The sequence below is a fragment of the Caenimonas aquaedulcis genome (assembly GCF_015831345.1).
GTDB classification, from domain to species: domain Bacteria; phylum Pseudomonadota; class Gammaproteobacteria; order Burkholderiales; family Burkholderiaceae_C; genus Ramlibacter; species Ramlibacter aquaedulcis.
In genome coordinates, this window is sequence record NZ_JADWYS010000001.1 from 1,373,619 (window position 1) to 1,392,997 (window position 19,379).

18 protein-coding genes are annotated in these 19,379 nt (G+C 67.2%); 11 read left to right on the plus strand and 7 right to left on the minus strand.

The genetic code is table 11. The annotated features are described in order from the left end of the window. Window positions 1–12 precede the first annotated feature (12 nt). Window positions 13–711, minus strand: a complete 699-nt coding sequence (locus I5803_RS06510) for an ATP-binding cassette domain-containing protein (protein ID WP_196985566.1) — start codon at window positions 709–711, stop codon at window positions 13–15. After that, entirely contained in the window at window positions 708–1,442 is a 735-nt protein-coding gene (locus tag I5803_RS06515) for an ABC transporter permease (protein WP_196985567.1), read from the minus strand. Before I5803_RS06515 ends, I5803_RS06510 begins: the two co-directional genes overlap by 4 nt. A gap of 96 nt (window positions 1,443–1,538) precedes the next feature. Between I5803_RS06515 and I5803_RS06520 the strand changes: the two genes are divergently transcribed. Next, complete coding sequence (locus tag I5803_RS06520) at window positions 1,539–2,696, plus strand: substrate-binding domain-containing protein (protein WP_196985568.1); 1,158 nt, start codon at window positions 1,539–1,541, stop codon at window positions 2,694–2,696. Here the strand turns inward: I5803_RS06520 and I5803_RS06525 are convergent. Continuing rightward, complete coding sequence (locus I5803_RS06525) at window positions 2,639–3,904, minus strand: SUMF1/EgtB/PvdO family nonheme iron enzyme (protein ID WP_196985569.1); 1,266 nt, start codon at window positions 3,902–3,904, stop codon at window positions 2,639–2,641. The two genes, I5803_RS06520 and I5803_RS06525, sit on opposite strands and share 58 nt — an antisense overlap. Before the next feature lie 175 nt (window positions 3,905–4,079). On the opposite strand from I5803_RS06525, the gene I5803_RS06530 reads away from it, so the two are divergent. From I5803_RS06530 to I5803_RS06540, 3 genes are all read left to right on the plus strand, one after another. Continuing rightward, a complete protein-coding gene (locus I5803_RS06530; RefSeq protein ID WP_196985570.1) occupies window positions 4,080–4,619 on the plus strand; it encodes a TRAP transporter small permease subunit in 540 nt (179 codons plus the stop codon). 64 nt (window positions 4,620–4,683) lie between these two features. Further along, entirely contained in the window at window positions 4,684–6,267 is a 1,584-nt protein-coding gene (locus I5803_RS06535; protein WP_196985571.1) for a TRAP transporter large permease, read from the plus strand. Between the two features lies 1 nt (window position 6,268). Next, the gene (locus tag I5803_RS06540) at window positions 6,269–6,763 is read left to right on the plus strand and encodes a hypothetical protein (RefSeq protein WP_196985572.1); all 495 of its coding nucleotides are present in this window, start codon (window positions 6,269–6,271) and stop codon (window positions 6,761–6,763) included. 33 nt (window positions 6,764–6,796) lie between these two features. Here I5803_RS06540 and I5803_RS06545 read toward each other — a convergent pair whose 3' ends face one another. Next, window positions 6,797–8,971: a calcium-binding protein gene (locus tag I5803_RS06545; protein WP_196985573.1), complete on the minus strand. Its 2,175-nt coding sequence runs from the start codon at window positions 8,969–8,971 to the stop codon at window positions 6,797–6,799. A gap of 209 nt (window positions 8,972–9,180) precedes the next feature. Here I5803_RS06545 and I5803_RS06550 point away from each other — a divergent pair, with 209 nt between their 5' ends. The 4 genes from I5803_RS06550 to I5803_RS06565 all read left to right on the plus strand — a co-directional run bounded on the left by I5803_RS06550 (window position 9,181) and on the right by I5803_RS06565 (window position 13,525). Next, window positions 9,181–10,257 carry an ABC transporter ATP-binding protein gene (locus I5803_RS06550; RefSeq protein WP_196985574.1) on the plus strand — a complete coding sequence of 359 codons (1,077 nt, stop codon included), beginning with the start codon at window positions 9,181–9,183 and terminating at the stop codon, window positions 10,255–10,257. A gap of 65 nt (window positions 10,258–10,322) precedes the next feature. Next, complete coding sequence (locus tag I5803_RS06555) at window positions 10,323–11,651, plus strand: ABC transporter substrate-binding protein (RefSeq protein ID WP_196985575.1); 1,329 nt, start codon at window positions 10,323–10,325, stop codon at window positions 11,649–11,651. Between the two features lie 7 nt (window positions 11,652–11,658). Beyond that, entirely contained in the window at window positions 11,659–12,561 is a 903-nt protein-coding gene (locus I5803_RS06560) for a carbohydrate ABC transporter permease (RefSeq protein ID WP_196985576.1), read from the plus strand. Between the two features lie 85 nt (window positions 12,562–12,646). Continuing rightward, on the plus strand, window positions 12,647–13,525 hold the full coding sequence (locus tag I5803_RS06565) for a carbohydrate ABC transporter permease (protein ID WP_196985577.1): 879 nt from the start codon (window positions 12,647–12,649) through the stop codon (window positions 13,523–13,525). 121 nt (window positions 13,526–13,646) lie between these two features. Here the strand turns inward: I5803_RS06565 and I5803_RS06570 are convergent, their stop codons facing one another. The 3 genes from I5803_RS06570 to queG all read right to left on the minus strand — a co-directional run bounded on the left by I5803_RS06570 (window position 13,647) and on the right by queG (window position 17,148). Next, on the minus strand, window positions 13,647–14,726 hold the full coding sequence (locus I5803_RS06570; RefSeq protein WP_196985578.1) for a TRAP transporter substrate-binding protein: 1,080 nt from the start codon (window positions 14,724–14,726) through the stop codon (window positions 13,647–13,649). Between the two features lie 142 nt (window positions 14,727–14,868). Continuing rightward, entirely contained in the window at window positions 14,869–15,948 is a 1,080-nt protein-coding gene (locus I5803_RS06575) for a TRAP transporter substrate-binding protein (RefSeq protein WP_196985579.1), read from the minus strand. Window positions 15,949–16,113: 165 nt separating this feature from the next. Continuing rightward, entirely contained in the window at window positions 16,114–17,148 is a 1,035-nt protein-coding gene (gene queG / locus I5803_RS06580) for a tRNA epoxyqueuosine(34) reductase QueG (protein ID WP_231402598.1), read from the minus strand. Between the two features lie 27 nt (window positions 17,149–17,175). Here queG and tsaE point away from each other — a divergent pair, with 27 nt between their 5' ends. The 3 genes from tsaE to I5803_RS06595 all read left to right on the plus strand — a co-directional run bounded on the left by tsaE (window position 17,176) and on the right by I5803_RS06595 (window position 19,376). Next, a complete protein-coding gene (gene tsaE / locus I5803_RS06585; protein WP_231402599.1) occupies window positions 17,176–17,667 on the plus strand; it encodes a tRNA (adenosine(37)-N6)-threonylcarbamoyltransferase complex ATPase subunit type 1 TsaE in 492 nt (163 codons plus the stop codon). Then, the gene (locus I5803_RS06590; protein ID WP_196985582.1) at window positions 17,664–18,986 is read left to right on the plus strand and encodes an N-acetylmuramoyl-L-alanine amidase; all 1,323 of its coding nucleotides are present in this window, start codon (window positions 17,664–17,666) and stop codon (window positions 18,984–18,986) included. The genes tsaE and I5803_RS06590 overlap by 4 nt, the downstream gene beginning before the upstream one ends. A 189-nt stretch (window positions 18,987–19,175) precedes the next feature. Continuing rightward, window positions 19,176–19,376 (plus strand): YMGG-like glycine zipper-containing protein, encoded by a 201-nt coding sequence (locus tag I5803_RS06595; protein ID WP_196985583.1) that lies wholly within the window; start codon window positions 19,176–19,178, stop codon window positions 19,374–19,376. Window positions 19,377–19,379 lie beyond the last annotated feature (3 nt).

The following is a 19,379-nucleotide window of genomic DNA, read 5'->3' on the forward strand; positions in this document are numbered from 1 at the left end:
CCAGGGGGTACTTCACGCCAGCTCTCCCTTGAGGAACAGATCGGCCGCGCGGGAGCTCTCGCGCAGGCGCGTGCGATCGAAAAAATCCTGCACCGGCAGGTCCGCGAGGATGCGGCCCTGCTCCAGGTACACCACGCGCGTGGCCAGGCGCTTGACCTGGCCCAGGTTGTGGCTCGCGAACACGAGCGTCATGCCGCCCTGCGCGAAATCCGCCATCAGCGCCTCGACCTCGCGCTTGGCATGCGGATCGAGGCTGGAAGTCGGCTCGTCGAGGAACAGGACGCCCGGCTTCAGTGCCCAGGCGCGCGCGAGCGCGAGGCGCTGCTGCTGCCCGCCCGACAGTTCGCGCGCGCCGCGCAGCGCCACCTCGAACAGCCCGACCCGGCCGAGCGCGAGCAAGGCGGCCTCCCGCGCCTTCTTCCACGGCGTGCCGCGAATCCACAACCCCAGCGCGACGTTGTTCACGGCGGTGGTGCGCAGCATGTAGGGCCGCTGGAACAGCATGGCCTGGGGCGTGCCGCTGTCGTGCAGCACCGAGCCGCGCGTGGGCGCGAGCAGGCCGTGCAGGAGGCGCAGCAGCGTGCTCTTGCCGCTGCCGTTGGCGCCGATGAGCGCGAGGCGCTCGCCGCGCGCCACGCGCAGGTCGATGCCGTGCAGCGCCTGCACGCTGCCGAAGTGCAGGTCCACCGCCTCGAGCTGGATGAGGCTCATACGGGGGCGCCTTCGAGCACCGCGGGCCTGCCGCCGTGCCCCACGCGCCAGCGGCGCAGCAGCGCGATCAGCGCGTTGAGCGCCAGCACCACCGCCAGCAGCACGATGCCCAGCGCGAGCGCGAGCGGCAGGTCGCCCTTGCTCGTCTCGAGCGCGATCGCGGTCGTCATCACCCGCGTGAAGCCGTCAATGTTGCCGCCGACGATCATCACGGCGCCGACTTCCGAGATGGCGCGGCCGAAGGACGCGATCGTCACCGTGAGCAGCGCGTACCGCTCGTCCCACGCGAGCAGGATGCCGCGCAGCATCGTGCCCGCGCCCATCGAGCGGAGCTGCTCGCCCTGCGCGCGGTCCACGTCTTCCACCACCTGCCGCGTGAGTGCGGTGACCACGGGCAGCACGAGCACGGTCTGCGCGAGCACCATCGCCTTGAAGGAAAACAGCCAGCCGAGGAACCCGAGCGGCCCCGAGCGCGACAGCAGCAGGTAGACCACCAGTCCCACGACCACGGACGGCAGTGCGAGCGTCGTGTTGAGCACGGTGAGCAGCGCGCCGCGCCCCGGGAACCGCGCCACCGCGAGCCATGCGCCCAGGAGCAGGCCGACGCCGCACGCGATGGCGCAGGCCGCCGCGCTCACGGCCAGGGAGCGCAGGACGATGGAAAAGAGGTCGGGGTCCGCGCCCGCGATGAGACCCATCGCGGTGGCGATGCTGTCGGAAAACGTGTTCATGCCTGGACCGGATGGTACGTGTGCATGCCAACGGGCGCATCGGGATTCGCGAGCTATGAAGCCGGGTGCATAGCGGGGTCGCGCATACTCCCGGCCATGCGCACCGTCGAGATCTCCTACAGCCTCGCCACGCGCCGCGAGGGCGGGGCCCGCATCCGCAATCCGCTCATGGACCTCCTGCATGCGGTGCGCGACCACGGGTCGATCTCCGCCGCGGCGAAGGCGCTCGGGTTTTCCTACCGGCATGTGTGGGGCGAACTCAAGCGCTGGGAGGCCGAGCTCGGCAGGCCGCTCGTCATCTGGGAGAAGGGGCAGCCCGCCGTCCTTTCCGGATTCGGCGACAAGCTGCTGTGGGCCGAGCGCCAGGCGCAGGCGCGGCTCGCGCCGCAGGTGGAGGCGCTGCACGCGGACCTGGAGCGCGCCTTCGCCGTCGCCTTCGACGACGCCGCGCAGGTGCTGACCCTCTTCGCGAGCCACGACGACGCGTTGCCGCTGCTGCGCGAGCATGCGGCGCGATTCGCGCGCCTGCACCTGGACGTGCGCTTTTGCGGCAGCGTGGACGCGATCGCCGCGCTCAACGAGGGCCGCTGCGTGATGGCGGGCTTCCACACCCCGCGGCTGCCCGGCGGCGGCGAACTCGCGCGCCGCGCCTACCAGCCGCTGCTGCAGCCCGGCCTGCACAAGCTGATCGGCTTCGCGCAGCGCACGCAGGGGCTCATCGTGGCGCCGGGCAACCCGATGGCGCTCGCCTCCCTGGACGACATCCGGGCCAAGGGGGCGCGCTTCGTCAACCGCGCGCTCGGCACCGGCACGCGCGTGCTGCTGGACGAGCTGCTCGCCCGGGACGGCATCGCCGCCGGCGCCATCGAGGGCTACGGGCGCTCCGAGCCTTCGCACGAAGCCGTGGCGCAGGCCGTCGCCTCCGGCGCGGTGGACGCGGGCCTGGGGATCGAGGCGGCGGCGCGCTCGCGCGGACTCGGGTTCGTGCCGCTGGTGCGGGAGGACTACTTCCTCGTGTGCCTCAAATCGGCGCTGGAGCAGCCGCCCGTCGCGGCGTTGCGCGCCCTGCTTCGCACGCCTGCGTGGAAGCGCGAGCTCGCCGCCGTGCCGGGCTACGAGCCTTCACAGTCGGGCGAGGTGTTGTCGCTGCGCCGTCAGCTGCCCTGGTGGGACATGGCGCCGAAACCCGCCCGCGCTCACAGCGCGCAGGTGCGAAAGCCCACGAAGGCGCCGTCGCGCTCCGGCAGCGCGTAGCTGCGGAATTTCGGGTGCTTCATCCGCGCGCGCGTCGCGAAGGACGCGCCGCGCTGCACGCGCGCACGGCCGAAGTACCAGTGCGCCTCGAAGTCGGTGTGGATCGTCCAGGCGTCGGTCGTGAAGCCCGGCCAGGGCCGCAGCGTGCTCGCCGTCCACTCGCGCACGTCGCCCCAGCGGAACCCGCGGCGCGCGGCCACGTGCGCGGCCATCTCCCATTCGACCTCGGTGGGCAGTCGCCGTCCGGCCCATCGCGCCCAGGCATCGGCCTCCCACCAGCTCAGGTGCATCGCGCTCTGGGTCGCGGCCATGCGGGCCGCGCGGCCGAAGTGCGTCTGCATCACCGCGCCGCTCGCCGAGCCGATCTGCTCCACGTGCCTCGGGCCGCGGCGGCCTTCCGCGCCGGCCTCGCGCTCCAGCCATTCCCAGCCGCGCGGGAGCCAGAATTCGGGCCGGTCGTAGCCGCCGTCGTCGACGAACTCCACGTACTGCCCCCAGCTCACCGGCTGCGCGTCGATCTCGAATTCGGGCACCTCCACTTCGTGCGCCCACTTCTCCACGTCGAACACGAAGCCCCCGGGCTGGGAGCCCAGCATCCAGCGGGCCGAGGGGACGAGCAGGGGGTCGCGCTGCTGCATGCCGCCGGGGATGTCGAGCTTCACCGGCACGCCCAGCGCCTGCGCCACCATGAGCAGCTGCTCGCCGCGCAGGTCCTCGTGGAAGAGCGCCGCGCGGAAAAAGTGCAGCGCATCGTCGTCGTCGGAGGTCTTGTCCAGGAGCTCCAGCGTGCTCTCCAGCGTCTCCAGCAGGTAAGCCTTGATCGCCTCGTGCCCGGGCAGTTCCATGCCCCAGCGCGCGGAGGCCGGAACCACCGCCGGGTTGAACCATCGGTCGGCCATCGGCTCGATCGAGGCGAGCCGCACGGAATCGGTCGGGCATGCGGGACCCAGGTAGCGCTGCGGATTGCGCCCGATCCAGTATTCGGCGAGCCAGGCGAGGTGTCCCGCGATCCACCAGGGCCGCTCGATCTCGTGCCGGCGGGGCGCGCCGGCCTGCGCGGCTTCGTCGCCGGGCTGGAAGTGCGACAGCAGGTGCAGGCTGTGGTTGCGCGCATCCATGAGCGCCAGCGACAGCAGCTCGCGGCCGGCGCGCCGCATGTCTGTCGCATCGATCGAGGCCGTCACGCGCTCGGGGGTCAGGGAGGGCATGCCTCATTATTCACCCGCCTCCCCTCGCGCGCATCCATTAGTGCGTATTCGCTACGGGAAAACCCGAAAAGGAAGTGTCAGCGTTTCTTCAGTGGCACGGAGCTAGTATTTAGGGCTTATGTGCCGATGCGCGTAAGCTCCGCACAGCCCGACAACCACCCACCGGAGACAAGCCGTGTCCGCCCTGCTCAAACTTTCCTTCGGCGTCGACTGGATCAGCGAAAGGCTGGGGCGCGTCGCCTCGCTCGCGGTGCTCCTCACCGCGCTCATCTCCGCGGGCAACGCCTTCGTGCGCTACCTCCTGGACATCAGCTCCAACGGCTGGCTCGAGATCCAGTGGTACCTCTTCGCGGGCATCGTGATGCTCGGCGCGCCCGCGGTGCTGCGGCTGAACGAACACGTGCGCGTCGACCTCATCTACGGCAAGCTGAAGGGCAACTGGCCCGTGTACGTGGACCTCTTCGGGCTCATCTTCTTCCTGCTGCCGGTGATGTCGCTCATGGCCTACCTCGCCTGGCCGCTGCTCGTGAAGATGTACCTCACGCACGAGATGTCGAGCAACGCGGGCGGCCTGATCCGCTGGCCCGCGATGCTGATGCTGCCGCTCGGCTTCGGCCTGATCGTGCTGCAGGGCCTGTCGGAGATCGTCAAGCGTGTCTGCTACCTCCAAGGCACTTATCAGATGGACACCCACTACGAAAAGCCCGTCCAGTGAAATCTGGCCCCCACGCTTGCCACTGCGTGTGCACAACGAATAACTAATTAGCGGGACTCACACCATGCAAATGGAAAACTTTGCGCCATTCATGTTCGGCGCGCTCGTGTTCATCATGCTGATCGGCTTCCCGGTCGCGTTCTCGCTGGCCGCGCTGGGCCTGGCCTCGGGCTTCTTCGCGATCGAGATGGGCTGGTTCCCCGCGAGCTTCATGGCGAACCTGCCGCTCAACGTGTTCGGCATCCTGTCCAACGACCTGCTGCTCGCCATCCCCTTCTTCACCTTCATGGGCGCGATCCTGGAGAAGTGCGGCCTCGCCGAGGACATGCTCGACTCCATGGGCCAGCTCTTCGGCCCGGTGCGCGGGGGCCTCGGCTATTCCGTGATCATCGTGGGCTTCATCCTGGGCGCCATCACGGGCACCGTGGCCGGCCAGGTGATCGCGATGGCGCTCATCTCCATGCCGGTGATGATCCGCTACGGCTACAACATGCGCTACACCACCGGCGTGCTCGCGGCCTCGGGCACCATCACGCAGCTCGTGCCGCCCTCGCTCGTGCTGGTGGTGATGGCCGACCAGCTCGGCCGCTCGGTGGGCGACATGTACAAGGGCGCCTGGGGCCCGTCGATCCTGCAGGTGCTGATCTTCGCGCTCTACACCTTCGCGCTCGGCATCGTGAAGCCCCACCACGTGCCCGGCGTGCCGAAGTCCGCGCGCACCAAGACCGGCTTCCAGCTCTGGATGCAGTGCCTGCGCGGCATCATTCCCTCGGCCGTGCTGATCTTCGCGGTGCTGGGCTCCATGGGCGGCCTGCCCTTCATGGACTCCGCCATCGCCACGCCGACCGAGGCCGGCGCCATGGGTTGCGTAGGCGCGCTGGTACTCGCCGCCATCCACCGCAGGCTCACCTGGGACCTGTGCTGGCAGGCCATGGTGGGCACCATGCGCCTCACGGCGATGGTGGTCTTCATCCTGATCGGCTCGCGCGTGTTCTCCATGGTGTTCCAGGGCGTGGACGGCGCCAAGTGGGTCGAGCACATGCTGACGGGCCTGCCGGGCGGACAGGTCGGCTTCCTGATCGTCGTGAACGTCTTCATCTTCTTCCTGGCGTTCTTCCTGGACTTCTTCGAGATCGCCTTCATCATCCTGCCCATGCTCGGCCCCGTCGCCGACAAGATGGGCATCGACCTCGTGTGGTTCGGCGTGCTGCTGTGCGTGAACATGCAGACCTCCTTCATGCACCCGCCCTTCGGCTTCGCGCTCTTCTACCTGCGCGGCATCGCCGACACGCTCTACAAGGAGCGGCGCATCGAGAAACCCGTGCTGTCCAACGACATCTACCTCGGCGCCATCCCGTGGGTGCTGATGCAGGTGCTGCTGGTCGCGATCGTGATCTTCGTTCCGCAGACCGTCACCATGTTCCTGGAGAAGGCCGAGAAGGTCGACATCGACAAGGTGAAGATCGAAATGCCGGTGGATGAGCCCGTGTCCGGTGAGGCGACGATGCCGGGCAACACGCCGGCGCCGGGCCTGCCCGCCGCGAGCGGCGCGATGCCCACCGCGAGCGAGTCGGCCGCGGCCGACACGGCCTCCGACAAGGCCGCCGCCGACGAGCAGAAGAAGATCGACGAGCTGTTCAAGAAGTGACGTGAACGAGTCGCCCACCGAGGCGCTGGGGCCGCCGCCCTTTCGCTTCGTCCCGTCGCAGGGCCCCTCGATGCAGGGGCCTGCTTTTTCGCCGTACTTCAAGCTGCTGGCGGCGGTGCTGGTGCTGGGCCTCGCAGCCTGGTTCGTGCGGCTCTGGCTGGGCGGAAGGACCCCCGGCGGCACCGTCTCCATCTTCACCTGGTTCCTCGCCGCGCTCGCGATGGTGCTCTACACCGCGTGGCACGTCGTCCGCAGCGTGACCACGCTCGATGCGCAGCAGCTGCGCCAGACATGGGTGTGGGAGAAGAAGGTGGAGCTGCGCGAACTGGCGTCCGCCCAGCTCATTCGCGTGCGGGGGCTCGAATGGCTGGTGGCGCCGCGGCTGCTGACCCGCACGCTCTCGGGCAAGCTGGGCGTGTTCCACGCGGCGGACCCGCGGATGATCGACGAGCTCGCTCGGATGGTGGCGGAACTGCGCGCGTTCCGGCAGCCCTAACGGGGCTGCGCGCGACGCGCAGTTCGTGACAGTTCAGGTGATTGAGCCGAGCGGAATCGCCTGGACCTCGAACGACCCGGCGGTCAGCGAAGCCTTCAGAACCCCGACAAGGGTGACCGAATTGCCGTCGCCCAGGTCGATCACCGCATTGCCGCCGACGTCGGTGGTGGCCGCCAGCACCCCTGCCCCATTGTCGAAAAAGTTGGTGTACAGGCTGATGCGATCGATGGTCTGGAAGTCGGTGATGGTGTCGTCGCCCGATCCGGGGCCGAACCAGAAGCGATCCACGCCGGTTCCGCCGGTCAGCGTGTCGTCGCCGCCGCCGCCGTTCAGGAAGTCGGTGCCGGCGCCTGCGCTCAGGACGTTGTTGCCGTCATTGCCCACCAGGCTATTTGCCATGGTGTTGCCTGTCCCATCGATGTTGGCCGAGCCGGTCAGGATCAGGGTTTCGAAGTTGTTGGCCAGCGTGAAACTGAAATAAGCCTCCACCGTGTCCGTGCCGCCGCCGGTACCTTCGATGAGCGTGTCGGATTCGTCGATGTGGTAGTAGTCGTCGCCGGTGCCGCCGTTCAGGGTGTCCGCCCCGCCGTCGCCCCACAGGATGTCGTTGCCCGCGCCGGCGACGAGCAGGTCGTTGCCGTCGCTTCCCTCGAGCTGGTCGTCGCCATCGTTGCCGTACAGCCGGTTGTCCAGCGCGTTGCCCATGAGCGTGTTGTTCCAGGCATTGCCCGTTCCCACCGTCGCCGCGCCTTGCAGCACCAGGTTCTCCACGTAATCCGGGAGCGTGTAGGAGATCGAAGACCACACCGCGTCCCCGCCTCCACCCGAGTACTCCAGCACGACGTCGCTCTTCGAATCGACGAAGTAGGAATCGTCGCCGGTCCCCCCAACCATGGTGTCGGCGCCCGCGCCTCCGTCGATGGCGTTGTTGCCCTCGTTGCCGGTGATGTAATTGCCCGTGGCATTGCCGGTGGCGTTCAATGAGCCGTAGCCGCGCAACACGATGTTCTCCAGGTTGCGCCCGAGCAGGTCGATGGAAATCCAGGCCTCGACGGTGTCGGTTCCGCCACCTGCCGCTTCGGTGACGGTGTCGCCCAGGCTGTCGACGCGGTAGGTGTCATCGCCCGTGCCGCCGGTCATTGCGTCCGAGTCCGCGCCTCCGTCCAGCGTGTCGTTGCCTTCGCCGCCGGCGAGCGTGTCGTTGCCGCCTGCGCCGACCAGGCTGTCGTCGCCGCCGAGGCCGTAGAGCCGGTTGGCCGATTCGGTCCCCACCAGCACGTTGCCCCAGCCATTGCCAGTCGCGCTGAGCGCCGTTCCGGACAGGTCGAGTTCCTCGACATAGTCGGGCAGGATGTAGGAGACGGTGGAGACGACGACGTCGAATCCGCCGCTGCTGCTGGACGACTCCATCACCACATCGCTCGTCATGTTCACGTAGTAGAGATCGCTGCCGGTGCCCCCGCTCATGGTGTCGCTGCCGGCGCCGCCGTCCAGGACGTCGTTGCCCTTGCCGGTATAGATCGCGTCGTTCCCGTTTCCGCCGTGCGCCGTGTCCTGGCCCTTGCCTCCGTAGAGGGTGTCGTTGCCGCCCGCGCCGTCCAGGGAGTCGTTGCCCCATCCGCCGTCCAGGATGTTGGCGTTGTTGTTGCCCGTCAGGGTGTCGTCGGATGCGCCGGCGGTGACAACCTCGATGCTGATGAGCGTGTCGTTGCCGGCGCCGCCGGTCACCTGGCCCGTGGCGAGATTGACATTGAGCTGGTAGTAACCTGAATACGACACCGCATCGAAGCCGGCGCCGCCGTTGAGGGTGTCGCTTTCGTTTCCGGAGCCGCCCCACAGCGTGTCGTTGCCGTCGCCGCCGAGGATCGAGTCGCTGCCGGACAAACCCTTCAGGAGGTTGGCGCCCGCGTCGCCGATCAGGGTGTCGTTGTAATAGGAGCCCCACAGGTTTTCGATGGCGATGAGCGAATCGTTGCCGTCGCCACCGCGCGAGACGCCCGTCACGAGGTTGACCGTGACGCCGGCGGTCGCCGCCACGTAGACGGCGGTGTCGATGCCGTCGCCTCCATCGAGGGTGTCGTTGCCCCAATCACCCAGCAGGGTGTCGTTACCCCCCAGGCCCTCGATGCTGTCGTTGCCCCCGGTGCCATGGAGCTCGTTGTCGAATTCGTCGCCGACGAAGTGATTGTAGGAAATGGTGAGACTCACATGACCCCCTGAGGCGGATGTTGAAGAACCAAACGCGTGTCCGGGCAGTCTAGAGCAACTTGAAACATGTGTAAACATTCGCTGACGTATTCCGCAAGAAGAAGTTGTAGTGGTTTGACCCGATGGAAAGTGGCCTGACCAATCGCGACACTGCACCCGCACCGGACGGCACCTCGCCAGCCGTGCCTACCCCGGGAATTACGAGCCACATGGCCAGCGTCACGATCCACTCGGTCAAGAAGAACTTCGGCGAAGTCCCCATCCTCCACGGCGTCGACATCGCCATTCCCGACGGCTCCTTCACCGTCCTCGTGGGCCCCTCGGGCTGCGGGAAGTCCACCCTGCTGCGCATGATCGCCGGGCTGGAACAGGTGACCGCGGGCGAGATCCGCATCGGGGACAAGGTCGTCAACGACCTCCTGCCCAAGGCGCGCGACATCGCGATGGTGTTCCAGAACTACGCGCTCTATCCGCACATGACGGTGCGGGACAACATGTCGTTCGCCCTGCGCATGGCCAAGCAGGACCAGGCGACGATCGACGCGAAGGTGGCGCGCGCCGCCGAGATCCTCGCGCTCGGCGCCCTGCTCGACCGCTACCCGCGCCAGCTCTCCGGCGGCCAGCGCCAGCGCGTGGCGATGGGCCGCGCGATCGTGCGCGACCCGCAGGTGTTCCTCTTCGACGAGCCGCTGTCCAACCTCGACGCCAAGCTGCGCGTCGCGATGCGCAGCGAGATCAAGGAATTGCACCAACGCCTGAAGACGACGTCCATCTACGTGACGCACGACCAGATCGAGGCCATGACCATGGGCGACCAGATCGTGGTGATGCGCGACGGCCGCATCGAGCAGACGGGTAGCCCGCTCGAGCTCTACGACCACCCGGCCAACCAGTTCGTCGCGGGCTTCATCGGCTCGCCGGCCATGAATTTCCTGCCCGGCACGCTGCGTCGCGCGAGCGGCGCGTCCTTTGTCGAACTCGCGGACGGCACGCGCCTGGACGCCCCGGCGAACGCCGCGGGCGGCAGCGACGGCCAGCCCATCGTCTTCGGCACGCGCCCCGAGCACCTGGTGCTCGCCGACAGCGGCGGCATCCCGGCCGACGTCGTCGTGATGGAGCCCACCGGCATGGACACTTTCGTCGCCTGCCGCCACCACGGCACCGACCTGTCCGCCGTCTTCCGCGAGCGCTACGACTTCGCGCCCGGCAGCACGATCCACCTGCTGCCCGATGCACAGCGCTCGCACCTGTTCGATGCGCAGAGCGGCCGGCGGCTTGCCGCATGAGCCGCGCCGCCCCCCGAGTTCCCGTCCCTCGCCTTCCCGGCTGACCACATCAAAGGAGACAAGCCATGAGCCAGTTCAACCGCCGCAAATTCCTCGAAGGATCCGCGAGCGTCGCCGCCGCGACCACGCTGGGCACGGGCGCCTCGGTGTTCGCACCGGCCGCGCAGGCCCAGACCATCGCCTTCAAGCCGGAGAAGGGCGCCAAGCTGCGCGTGCTGCGCTGGAGCCGCTTCGTGCAGGGCGACATCGACCAGTACATGAAGAACGTGGCCGCCTTCACCGCCAAGACCGGCATCGAAGTGCGCGTGGACAACGAAGGCTGGGAAGACGTGCGCCCGAAGGCGGCCGTCGCCGCCAACACCGGCGCAGGCCCCGACATCATCCTGTCCACCAACGACGACGCCAACCTCTATCCGGACAAGCTGCTCGACGTCACGGACCTCGCCGAATACCTCGGCAAGAAGTACGGCGGCTGGTACCCGGCGGTGCACGCGTACCTGAAGCCCGACGGCAAGAAGTGGATCGGCCTGGGCCTCGGCTCGGCCGGCTCGATGATGGTGTATCGCCAGAGCCAGCTGAAGGCCGCGGGCTTCGACGCCTTCCCAAAGACCACCGACGACTTCCTGAAGATGGCGCAGGCCCTCCACGCCAAGGGCACGCCGATCGGCCTGGCGCTGGGCAACGCGACCGGCGACGGCCTGTGGTGCAACTGGCTGATCTGGGCCTTCGGCGGCAAGCTGGTCGATGCGAACAACAAGGTCGTGATCGACAGCCCCGAGACGCTGAAGGCGCTGGAATACGGCAAGCAGCTCTACGCGACGTTCATCCCCGGCACGCTGTCGTGGCTGGACCCGAACAACAACAAGGCGTTCCTCGATGGCCAGATCAGCGCCACCAACAACGGCATCTCGATCTACTACGCCGCGAAGAACTCCACCGACCCGAAGGTCAAGGAGATGGCCGCCGACATCCAGCACGCGTCCTTCCCGGTCGGTCCGGTCGGCCAGCCGACCGAGTCGCACCTGTTCTTCAACCAGATGGTCATGAAGTACACGAAGTACCCGCAGGCCGCCAAGGAGTTCCTGCGCTTCATGATGGAGTGGGAGCAGTTCGACCCGTGGCTCACCGGCGCGGGCGGTTACGTGGCCGCGCCGCTGGCGGCCTACGAAAAGAGCTCGATCTGGACGTCCGACCCGAAGAACCTGCCTTACCGCGACGCCGTGAAGAACCTGCGTCCCGCGGGCTATGCCGGCAAGCTGGGCTACGCCTCGGCGGGCGCGGGCGCCGACTTCATCGTGGTGAACATGGTGGCCGAGGCGATCAGCGGCTCCAAGACGCCGAAGGAAGCGATGGAGCGCGCACAGAAGCGCGCCGAGCGCTACTACAAGGTCTAAGGCTTCCATGCTTGAACGGCTGCAAAACAGCCGCAACGCGCTCGGGCTGCTGTTCCTGCTGCCCGCAGCCGTGTTGCTGCTGCTTTTCCTCACCTATCCGCTCGGCCTGGGCATCTGGCTCGGTTTCACCGACGCCAAGATCGGCCGCCCCGGCGAGTGGATCGGGCTGGAGAACTACTCCTTCATCGCGCAGGACGCGGTGACGCAGCTTGCCCTCTTCAACACGCTCTTCTACACGGTCGTCGCCAGCATCTTCAAGTTCCTGCTGGGGCTCTGGCTCGCGGTGCTGCTGAACAAGAACATCCGCTTCAAGACCTTCTTCCGCGCGGTGATCCTGCTGCCGTACATCGTGCCGACGGCCCTGTCGGCCATCGCCTTCTGGTGGATCTACGACGCCCAGTTCTCCATCATCAGCTGGGTGCTGATGAAGATGGGGCTGATCCACCAGTACATCGACTTCCTGGGCGTGCCCTGGAATGCGCGCATCTCGGTGATCGTCGCCAACATCTGGCGCGGCGTGCCCTTCGTGGCGATCACGCTGCTCGCGGGCCTGCAGACGATCTCGCCGTCCTATTACGAAGCCTCCGCCATCGACGGGGCGACGCCGTGGCAGCAGTTCCGCCACGTGACGCTGCCCCTGCTCACGCCCATCATCGCGGTGGTGATGACCTTCTCCGTGCTCTTCACCTTCACCGACTTCCAGCTGATCTACGTGATCACGCGCGGCGGCCCGCTGAACGCGACGCACCTGATGGCGACGCTCTCCTTCCAGCGCGCGATCTCCGGCGGCGCGCTCGGCGAAGGCGCGGCGATCTCGATCGCGATGGTGCCCTTCCTGCTGGCCGCCATCATGTTCAGCTACTTCGGGCTCCAGCGACGCGCCTGGCAACAAGGAGGAGCCGACAAATGATCAGCCCCCACGCTTGCCACTTCGTGTCTGCGCTGCCCCCCGAGGGGGTGCGAATCTCCCTTGGGGCGGCCCTACGGGAGATTCAATGAGCGCCAAGGAAGACACCGTCGACACGGCGGGAATGAACTACCTCGACTCGCCGATGCGCAAGGCGGTCGTGGTGTACCTGCCGCTCGCGATCTTCGTGTTCGTGCTGCTGTTCCCGTTCTACTGGATGGCGATCACCGCCTTCAAGCCGAACAACGAATTGCTCTCGCGGGACGGCAACCCGTTCTGGGTGATGGCGCCCACGCTGGACCACGTGCGGAAGCTCCTCTTCGACACGTCGTACCCGCAGTGGATGTGGAACACGGTGCTGGTCTCGGTCGTGGCCACCTTCTTCTCGCTCGCGGCGTCCGTGTTCGCGGCGTATGCGATCGAGCGCCTGCGCTTCTCGGGCGCCAAGCAGGTGGGCCTCGCGATCTTCCTCGCATACCTGGTGCCGCCCTCGATCCTCTTCATCCCGCTCGCGTCGGTGGTGTTCCAGCTCGGCCTCTTCGACACGCGGCTCGCGCTGATCCTCACCTACCCGACCTTCCTCATCCCGTTCTGTACCTGGCTGCTGATGGGCTACTTCCGCTCGATCCCCTTCGAGCTGGAGGAGTGCGCATTGATCGACGGCGCGACGCGCTGGCAGATCCTCGTGAAGATCATCCTGCCGCTCGCGGTGCCGGGCCTGATCTCCGCCGGCATCTTCGCCTTCACCCTGTCGTGGAACGAGTTCATCTACGCGCTGACCTTCGTGTCGTCCAGCGAGATCAAGACACTGCCCGTGGGCGTGGTGACGGAGCTCGTGGAAGGCGACGTGTACCACTGGGGCTCGCTTATGGCGGGCGCCCTCTTCGGCTCGCTGCCGGTGGCGTTCATCTACTCGTTTTTCGTCGAGTACTACGTGTCGGGGATGACGGGGTCGGTGAAAGAGTGATACCCCGCAGGGGACCGTCCGCGCGAAATAACATGCAGCGCGGACACCATTGAAAAAGCCGGGCTTGCCCGGCTTTTTCAATCTGATCAGACAACTTCAAAAATGCGCAGCATTTTTGAAGTTAAAGTTTTTGCGACTGCATGAAGCGGTCGAAGCTCATCTCGGTGAAGCGGAACCAGAGGTTCTGCTCGGCGCGGAATTTCGACATGTCCGCGTAGATCTTGCGGAAGCTCTCGTTCTTCGCCGATGTTTCTTCGTAGATCGTGCCCGCGACCTTGAAGGCCTGGTTCATCATGTCCTGCGGGAAAGCCGTCAGCTTCGCGCCGGAGGCCACGAGCTGGCGCAGCGCGCCGGGGTTGCGTGCGTCGTACTTCGCCTGCACTTCCACGTGGGCCAGCGCGGCGGCGGATTCGACGATCGCCTTGTTCTCCGCCGACAGCGCGTCGAAGGCCTTCTGGTTGATGAAGAAGTCCAGCTGCGCGGAGCCTTCCCAGAAGCCCGGGTAGTAATAGTACGGCGCGACCTTCACGAAGCCGAGCTTCTGGTCGTCGTACGGCCCGACCCACTCGGCCGCATCGATGGTGCCCTTCTCCAGCGACGGGTAGATGTCGCCGCCGGGGATGTTCTGCGGCACGGCGCCCATGCGCTCCATGATCTTGCCCGCGAGGCCGGCGATGCGGAACTTCAGGCCCTTCAGATCCTGCACGCTCTTGATCGGCTTCCTGAACCAGCCGCCCATCTGCGCGCCGGTGTTGCCCGCCGCGAAGTTGATGATGTTGTACCTGGCGTAGAACTCGCGCATCAGCTTCAGGCCGTTGCCTTCCACCATCCACGCCGTCATCTGGCGGCTGTTGAGGCCGAAGGGAATGGCGGTGCCGAGCGCGAAGGCCTCGTCCTTGCCGAAGAAGTAGTACGGCGCGGTGTGCGCCATCTCCACCGAGCCCTGCTGCACGGCATCGACCACGCCGAACGCCGGCATCAACTCACCGGCGGCGTGCGTGGAAATCTCGAACTTGCCGCCGGACATCGCGCGCACGGCCTTCGCGAAGGTTTCGGCGCCGCCGAACAGCGTGTCCAGCGACTTGGGAAAGCTGGAAGCCAGACGCCAGCGCACGGCGGCCTGCGCATGCACGGCCGGGGCGATGCCCGCGGCCAGCACGCCGGCGATGCCCGCATTCTTGAGGATGGAACGACGATCCATGGAAGAGTCTCCTTGTATGGGTGCGGCGCATGATGCCGCGCGCGCGAGACCTTTGCTTGCAGCGGGCTTTCGACCGCGCAGCAAAAAGGCCCCTTGCGGGGCCTTTCTTCTCCAGCGGGGCCGCGCATGCGGCCTTTGGTTCTTACAGCTTCTGGCCTTGCATGAAGCGGTCGAAGCCCATTTCGGTGAAGCGGAACCAGAGGTTCTGCTCACCGCGGAACTTGGAGTAGTCCGCGTAGATCTTCTTCCAGCTCTCGTTCTTGGCGTTGAGCTCTTCGTACAGGCCCATGGCCTCCTTGAACGCGGCCGACATCATGTCCTGCGGGAAGGGGCGCAGCTTCGTGCCGTTGGCCACGAGCTGGCGCAGCGCGCCGGGGTTCACGGCGTCGTAGCGCGCCTGCATGTAAACGTGCGCGGACGCGCATGCGGAGTCGACGATCGCCTTGTTCTCGGCCGACAGCGCGTTGTAGGCCGTGGTGTTGAAGAAGAAGTCCAGCTCCGGGCCGCCCTCCCACCAGCCGGGGTAGTAGTAGAACGGGGCGACCTTGTTGAAGCCCAGCTTCTGGTCGTCGTATGGGCCGACCCACTCGGCCGCGTCGATCGTGCCCTTTTCCAGCGCGGGATAGATGTCGCCGCCGGGAATGTTCTGCGGCACGCCGCCGATGCGCTCGAGCACCTTGCCGCCGAAGCCGCCGATGCGCATCTTCAGGCCCTTGATGTCCTTGACCGACTTGATCTCCTTGCGGAACCAGCCGCCCATCTGCGCACCCGTGTTGCCGCCCGGGAAGTTGACGATGTTGTACTTGGCGTAGAACTCGCGCATCAGCTTCAGGCCGTTGCCCTCCACCATCCACGCGGTCATCTGGCGGCTGTTCAGGCCGAAGGGAATCGCGCAGCCGAGGGCGAAGCATTCGTCCTTGCCGAAGAAGTAGTAGGGCGCGGTGTGCGCGCCTTCGATGGAGCCCTGCTGCACGCCGTCCACCACGCCGAAAGCGGGCATGAGCTCGCCGGCCGCGTGCACGGAGACTTCGAACTTGCCGCCCGACATGGCACGCACCTGCTTCGCGAACACTTCGGCCGCGCCGTAGATCGTGTCCAGCGACTTGGGGAAGCTCGACGCGATGCGCCAGCGCACCGCGGCCTGCGCGTGTACCGCAGGGGCGACACCCGCCGCAAGGATGCCGGCGATGCCGGCATTTTTGATGACTGATCGACGATCCATGGATGCGCTCCTCTTTGTGGGCCAGTGAATGGGTAAATCCGCCCGCAATTCTAGGAACGAGCCCACTTTGGTACTCAGGGGTTTTCCCTTGAGAAATACCCGGAAGCCTTTGGTACGCATCCTGCCGTCAGAAAACTCTCAGGAAGAATACCTGGCGCCCCCGGCTCACGCCTGCAGCGCCCAGGCCACATGTTCCCGAACGAGTGCCCTCGCATCGTTCGCCCGCGCCTGCAGCGCCGCGCGCGTGCCCGCGTCCCCGGAGTCTCGCAAGGCATTGCCCAGGGCCACCGCGACGTTGCGCAGCCAGCGCTCATGCCCGATGCGGCGGATCGGGCTGCCTTCGGTGTGCGCGAGGAATTCCGCTTCCGTCCACGCGAAGAGACGGGAGAGCTGCTGGCCCGTCAGCCCTTCGCGCTCGTCGAAGTCCGGCAGGGCGTTGCGCTGCGCGAACTTGTTCCAGGGGCACACCAGCTGGCAGTCGTCGCAGCCGTAGATGCGGTTGCCGATCAGCGGACGCAGCTCCAGCGGGATGGCGCCGAAGTGCTCGATGGTGAGGTAGGAGATGCAGCGCCGCGCATCGAGCCGGCGCGGCGCGACGATGGCGCGCGTCGGGCACACGTCGATGCAGGCCTGGCACGTGCCGCAATGGTCGCTCGCGGCCTCGGTGGGCGGCAAGGCGAGGTCCACGTAGATCTCGCCGAGGAAGAACATCGAGCCTGCCTCGCGGCTCAGGACGAGCGTGTGCTTGCCGCGCCAGCCGATGCCGCTGCGCGACGCGAGCTCGGCCTCCAGCACAGGCGCGGAATCCGTGAAGACGCGGTGGCCGAAGGGGCCGAGCTCCTGCGCGATGCGCTCGCTCAGTTTCTGCAGGCGCGAGCGCAGCACCTTGTGATAGTCCCGTCCGCGCGCATAGAGCGACACGACGCCCTCCTGCGGCCGCTCCAGCCGCTGGAACTCCAGGGCCTGCCAGCCCTCCAACGTGGCGCGCGGCAGGTAATCCATGCGCACGGTGATCACGCTGGCGGTGCCCGGCACCAGGTCCGCGGGGCGCGCGCGCTTCAGGCCATGGTTTTGCATGTAGGCCATGTCGCCGTGACAACCGTTGGAGAGCCATGCGAGCAAACCGGGCTCCGCCGAAGAAAGATCCACCCCCGCGATGCCGATTTGGGAAAATCCGAGCGCGGCCGCCCATTCGCGCAGTTGCGCCACGAAACCAGGACCCTTGATCTGACCGCCATCGAACGTCACCCGCCGATTGTAGAAACCGCCGTCCAGGCCCTGCTCTGGCGCACCGAGGAGGACACGCGCCTTTACGCGGCCCGCCTCGCCGCGCACCCCGCCATCGCCGACGCCTTCATCGAACTGCACGGCGACCTCGGCGCGGGCAAGACGACCTTCGTGCGCCACCTGCTGCAGTCGCTCGGCGTGCAGGGCCGCATCAAGAGCCCGACCTACACCGTGGCCGAGCCGCACGAGGCGCCGGGCCTCGCGGCCTGGCACTTCGACTTCTTTCGCTTCAACGACCCGCAGGAGTGGGAAGACGCGGGATTTCGCGACATCTTCGCGGGCCCGGGCCTCAAGCTCGCGGAATGGCCCGAGAAGGCCGCGGGCCTGCTGCCTCGCGCGGACCTCGTGATGCGCATCGAGACGCAGGCCGACGAATCGCGGCAGGTGACGCTCATCGCCCAGACGCCCCGGGGCAAGGAGCTCCTCGCATGACGGTCACGCGACGAGACATCCTGCGCCAGGGATCGCTGGTGCTGCTGCTCGGGGGCGCGCAGATCGCGCGGGGCGCGAGCATCGTGGCCGTGCGCGTGTGGCCCGCGCCCGACTACACGCGCGTCACCATCGAATCCGACGCACAGCTCAGCAGCAAGCAGGTCGTGGTGGTGAACCCGCCGCGCCTGGCCGTGGACATCGAGGGGCTGGACCTGAGCCCCGAGCTGCGCGAGCTGGTCGCGAAGGTGAAGCCGGACGACCCCTACATCGCGGGCATCCGCGCCGGGCAGCAGTCGCCGGGCGTGGTGCGCCTCGTCATCGACCTGAAGCAGACCGCGATCCCGCAGGTGTTCACGCTCCCGCCCATCGCGGCGTATGCGCACCGCCTGGTGATCGACTTCTACCCGGTGAAGGCGCAGGACCCGCTGGAGGCGCTGATCAACGAGCGGATGAAGGACAAGCCCATGGCGCCGCCGACGCCGGCGAGCGATCCGCTGGGCGAGCTCATCGCGCAGCAGCAGACGCAGAAGGCCAGGCCCGCACCGCAGGCGCCGCAGCAGGAACCGGCACCCAGGCTCCCCGCGCCGCAGAAGACCGACCGCCTGATCATCATCGCGCTGGACCCGGGGCACGGCGGCGAAGACCCGGGCGCGGTCGGGCCGAGCGGCACGCGCGAGAAGGACATCGTGCTGCAGATCGCGCACCGCCTGCGCGAGCGCATCAATGCATCCATCGTGAACGGCAACCCGATGCGCGCGTACATGACGCGCGACGCGGACTTCTTCGTGCCGCTCGGCCAGCGCGTGCAGAAGGCAAGGCGCGTGCAGGCGGACTTGTTCGTGAGCATCCATGCCGATGCCTTCCTCACGCCTGCGGCGCGCGGCGCCAGCGTGTTTGCGCTCAGCCAGAACGGCGCGTCCAGCAGCGCGGCGCGCTGGATGGCGGACAAGGAGAACAAGGCGGACCTGATCGGCGGTGTCAACGTGAAGTCGCAGGACGTGCACGTCGCGCGCGCGATGCTGGACATGAGCACCACCGCGCAGATCAACGACAGCCTCAAGTTGGGTGGCGACCTCATCGGCGAAATCGGCCGCGTCGGCAAGCTGCACAAGGGCAGCGTGGAGCAGGCGAGCTTCGCGGTGTTGAAGGCCCCCGACATCCCGAGCGTGCTGGTGGAAACCGCCTTCATCAGCAACCCCGAAGAGGAAGCGCGGCTGCGCAGCGACGAATACCAGGAGCAGCTCGCCGACGCGATCATGCGGGGCATCCAGCGTTACTTCGCGAAGAACCCGCCGCTCGCGCGCAACCGCGTGCTGTGACGCGACACCGCTGAGCCATCCGGGCCCGGCGGGGCGGCAGCCGCCTTTCGCTCGCGCGCGCAGACGACGATGCACTCCAGCTTTCTCCTACACCTGTGCCTGGAGGCGCTGCCTACATTGACCTCACAGGCCAACAAGCAGCGTGCAGGACGCACGAGGCGCCTGCAGTTCAATACTTGAGGTGTACAAATGAAATCGATCCTTGCCGCGGCCGTCGCCGCTTCCCTGCTGACCCTGGGTGGCTGCGCCACCATGGACCGTGAGACCACCGGCACCGTTGGCGGCGCCGTCGTGGGTGGTGTGGTGGGTGGTGCCGTCGGCGGCACGACCGGTGCTGTCCTGGGTGCCGCTGGCGGCGCCTACGTCGGCAACCAGGCCGCAAAAAGGTAAGGT

Excerpts from the sequence above, each read along its gene's own strand:
- I5803_RS06590 (WP_196985582.1), top strand. The coding sequence starts at position 17,664 with ATGACGGTCACGCGACGAGACATCCTGCGCCAGGGATCGCTGGTGCTG.
- I5803_RS06525 (WP_196985569.1), bottom strand. The coding sequence starts at position 3,904 with ATGCCCTCCCTGACCCCCGAGCGCGTGACGGCCTCGATCGATGCGACA.
- I5803_RS06510 (WP_196985566.1), bottom strand. The coding sequence starts at position 711 with ATGAGCCTCATCCAGCTCGAGGCGGTGGACCTGCACTTCGGCAGCGTG.
- I5803_RS06550 (WP_196985574.1), top strand. The coding sequence starts at position 9,181 with ATGGCCAGCGTCACGATCCACTCGGTCAAGAAGAACTTCGGCGAAGTC.
- I5803_RS06560 (WP_196985576.1), top strand. The coding sequence starts at position 11,659 with ATGCTTGAACGGCTGCAAAACAGCCGCAACGCGCTCGGGCTGCTGTTC.
- I5803_RS06555 (WP_196985575.1), top strand. The coding sequence starts at position 10,323 with ATGAGCCAGTTCAACCGCCGCAAATTCCTCGAAGGATCCGCGAGCGTC.
- I5803_RS06575 (WP_196985579.1), bottom strand. The coding sequence starts at position 15,948 with ATGGATCGTCGATCAGTCATCAAAAATGCCGGCATCGCCGGCATCCTT.
- I5803_RS06565 (WP_196985577.1), top strand. The coding sequence starts at position 12,647 with ATGAGCGCCAAGGAAGACACCGTCGACACGGCGGGAATGAACTACCTC.
- I5803_RS06570 (WP_196985578.1), bottom strand. The coding sequence starts at position 14,726 with ATGGATCGTCGTTCCATCCTCAAGAATGCGGGCATCGCCGGCGTGCTG.
- I5803_RS06515 (WP_196985567.1), bottom strand. The coding sequence starts at position 1,442 with ATGAACACGTTTTCCGACAGCATCGCCACCGCGATGGGTCTCATCGCG.
- I5803_RS06595 (WP_196985583.1), top strand. The coding sequence starts at position 19,176 with ATGAAATCGATCCTTGCCGCGGCCGTCGCCGCTTCCCTGCTGACCCTG.
- I5803_RS06535 (WP_196985571.1), top strand. The coding sequence starts at position 4,684 with ATGCAAATGGAAAACTTTGCGCCATTCATGTTCGGCGCGCTCGTGTTC.
- I5803_RS06520 (WP_196985568.1), top strand. The coding sequence starts at position 1,539 with ATGCGCACCGTCGAGATCTCCTACAGCCTCGCCACGCGCCGCGAGGGC.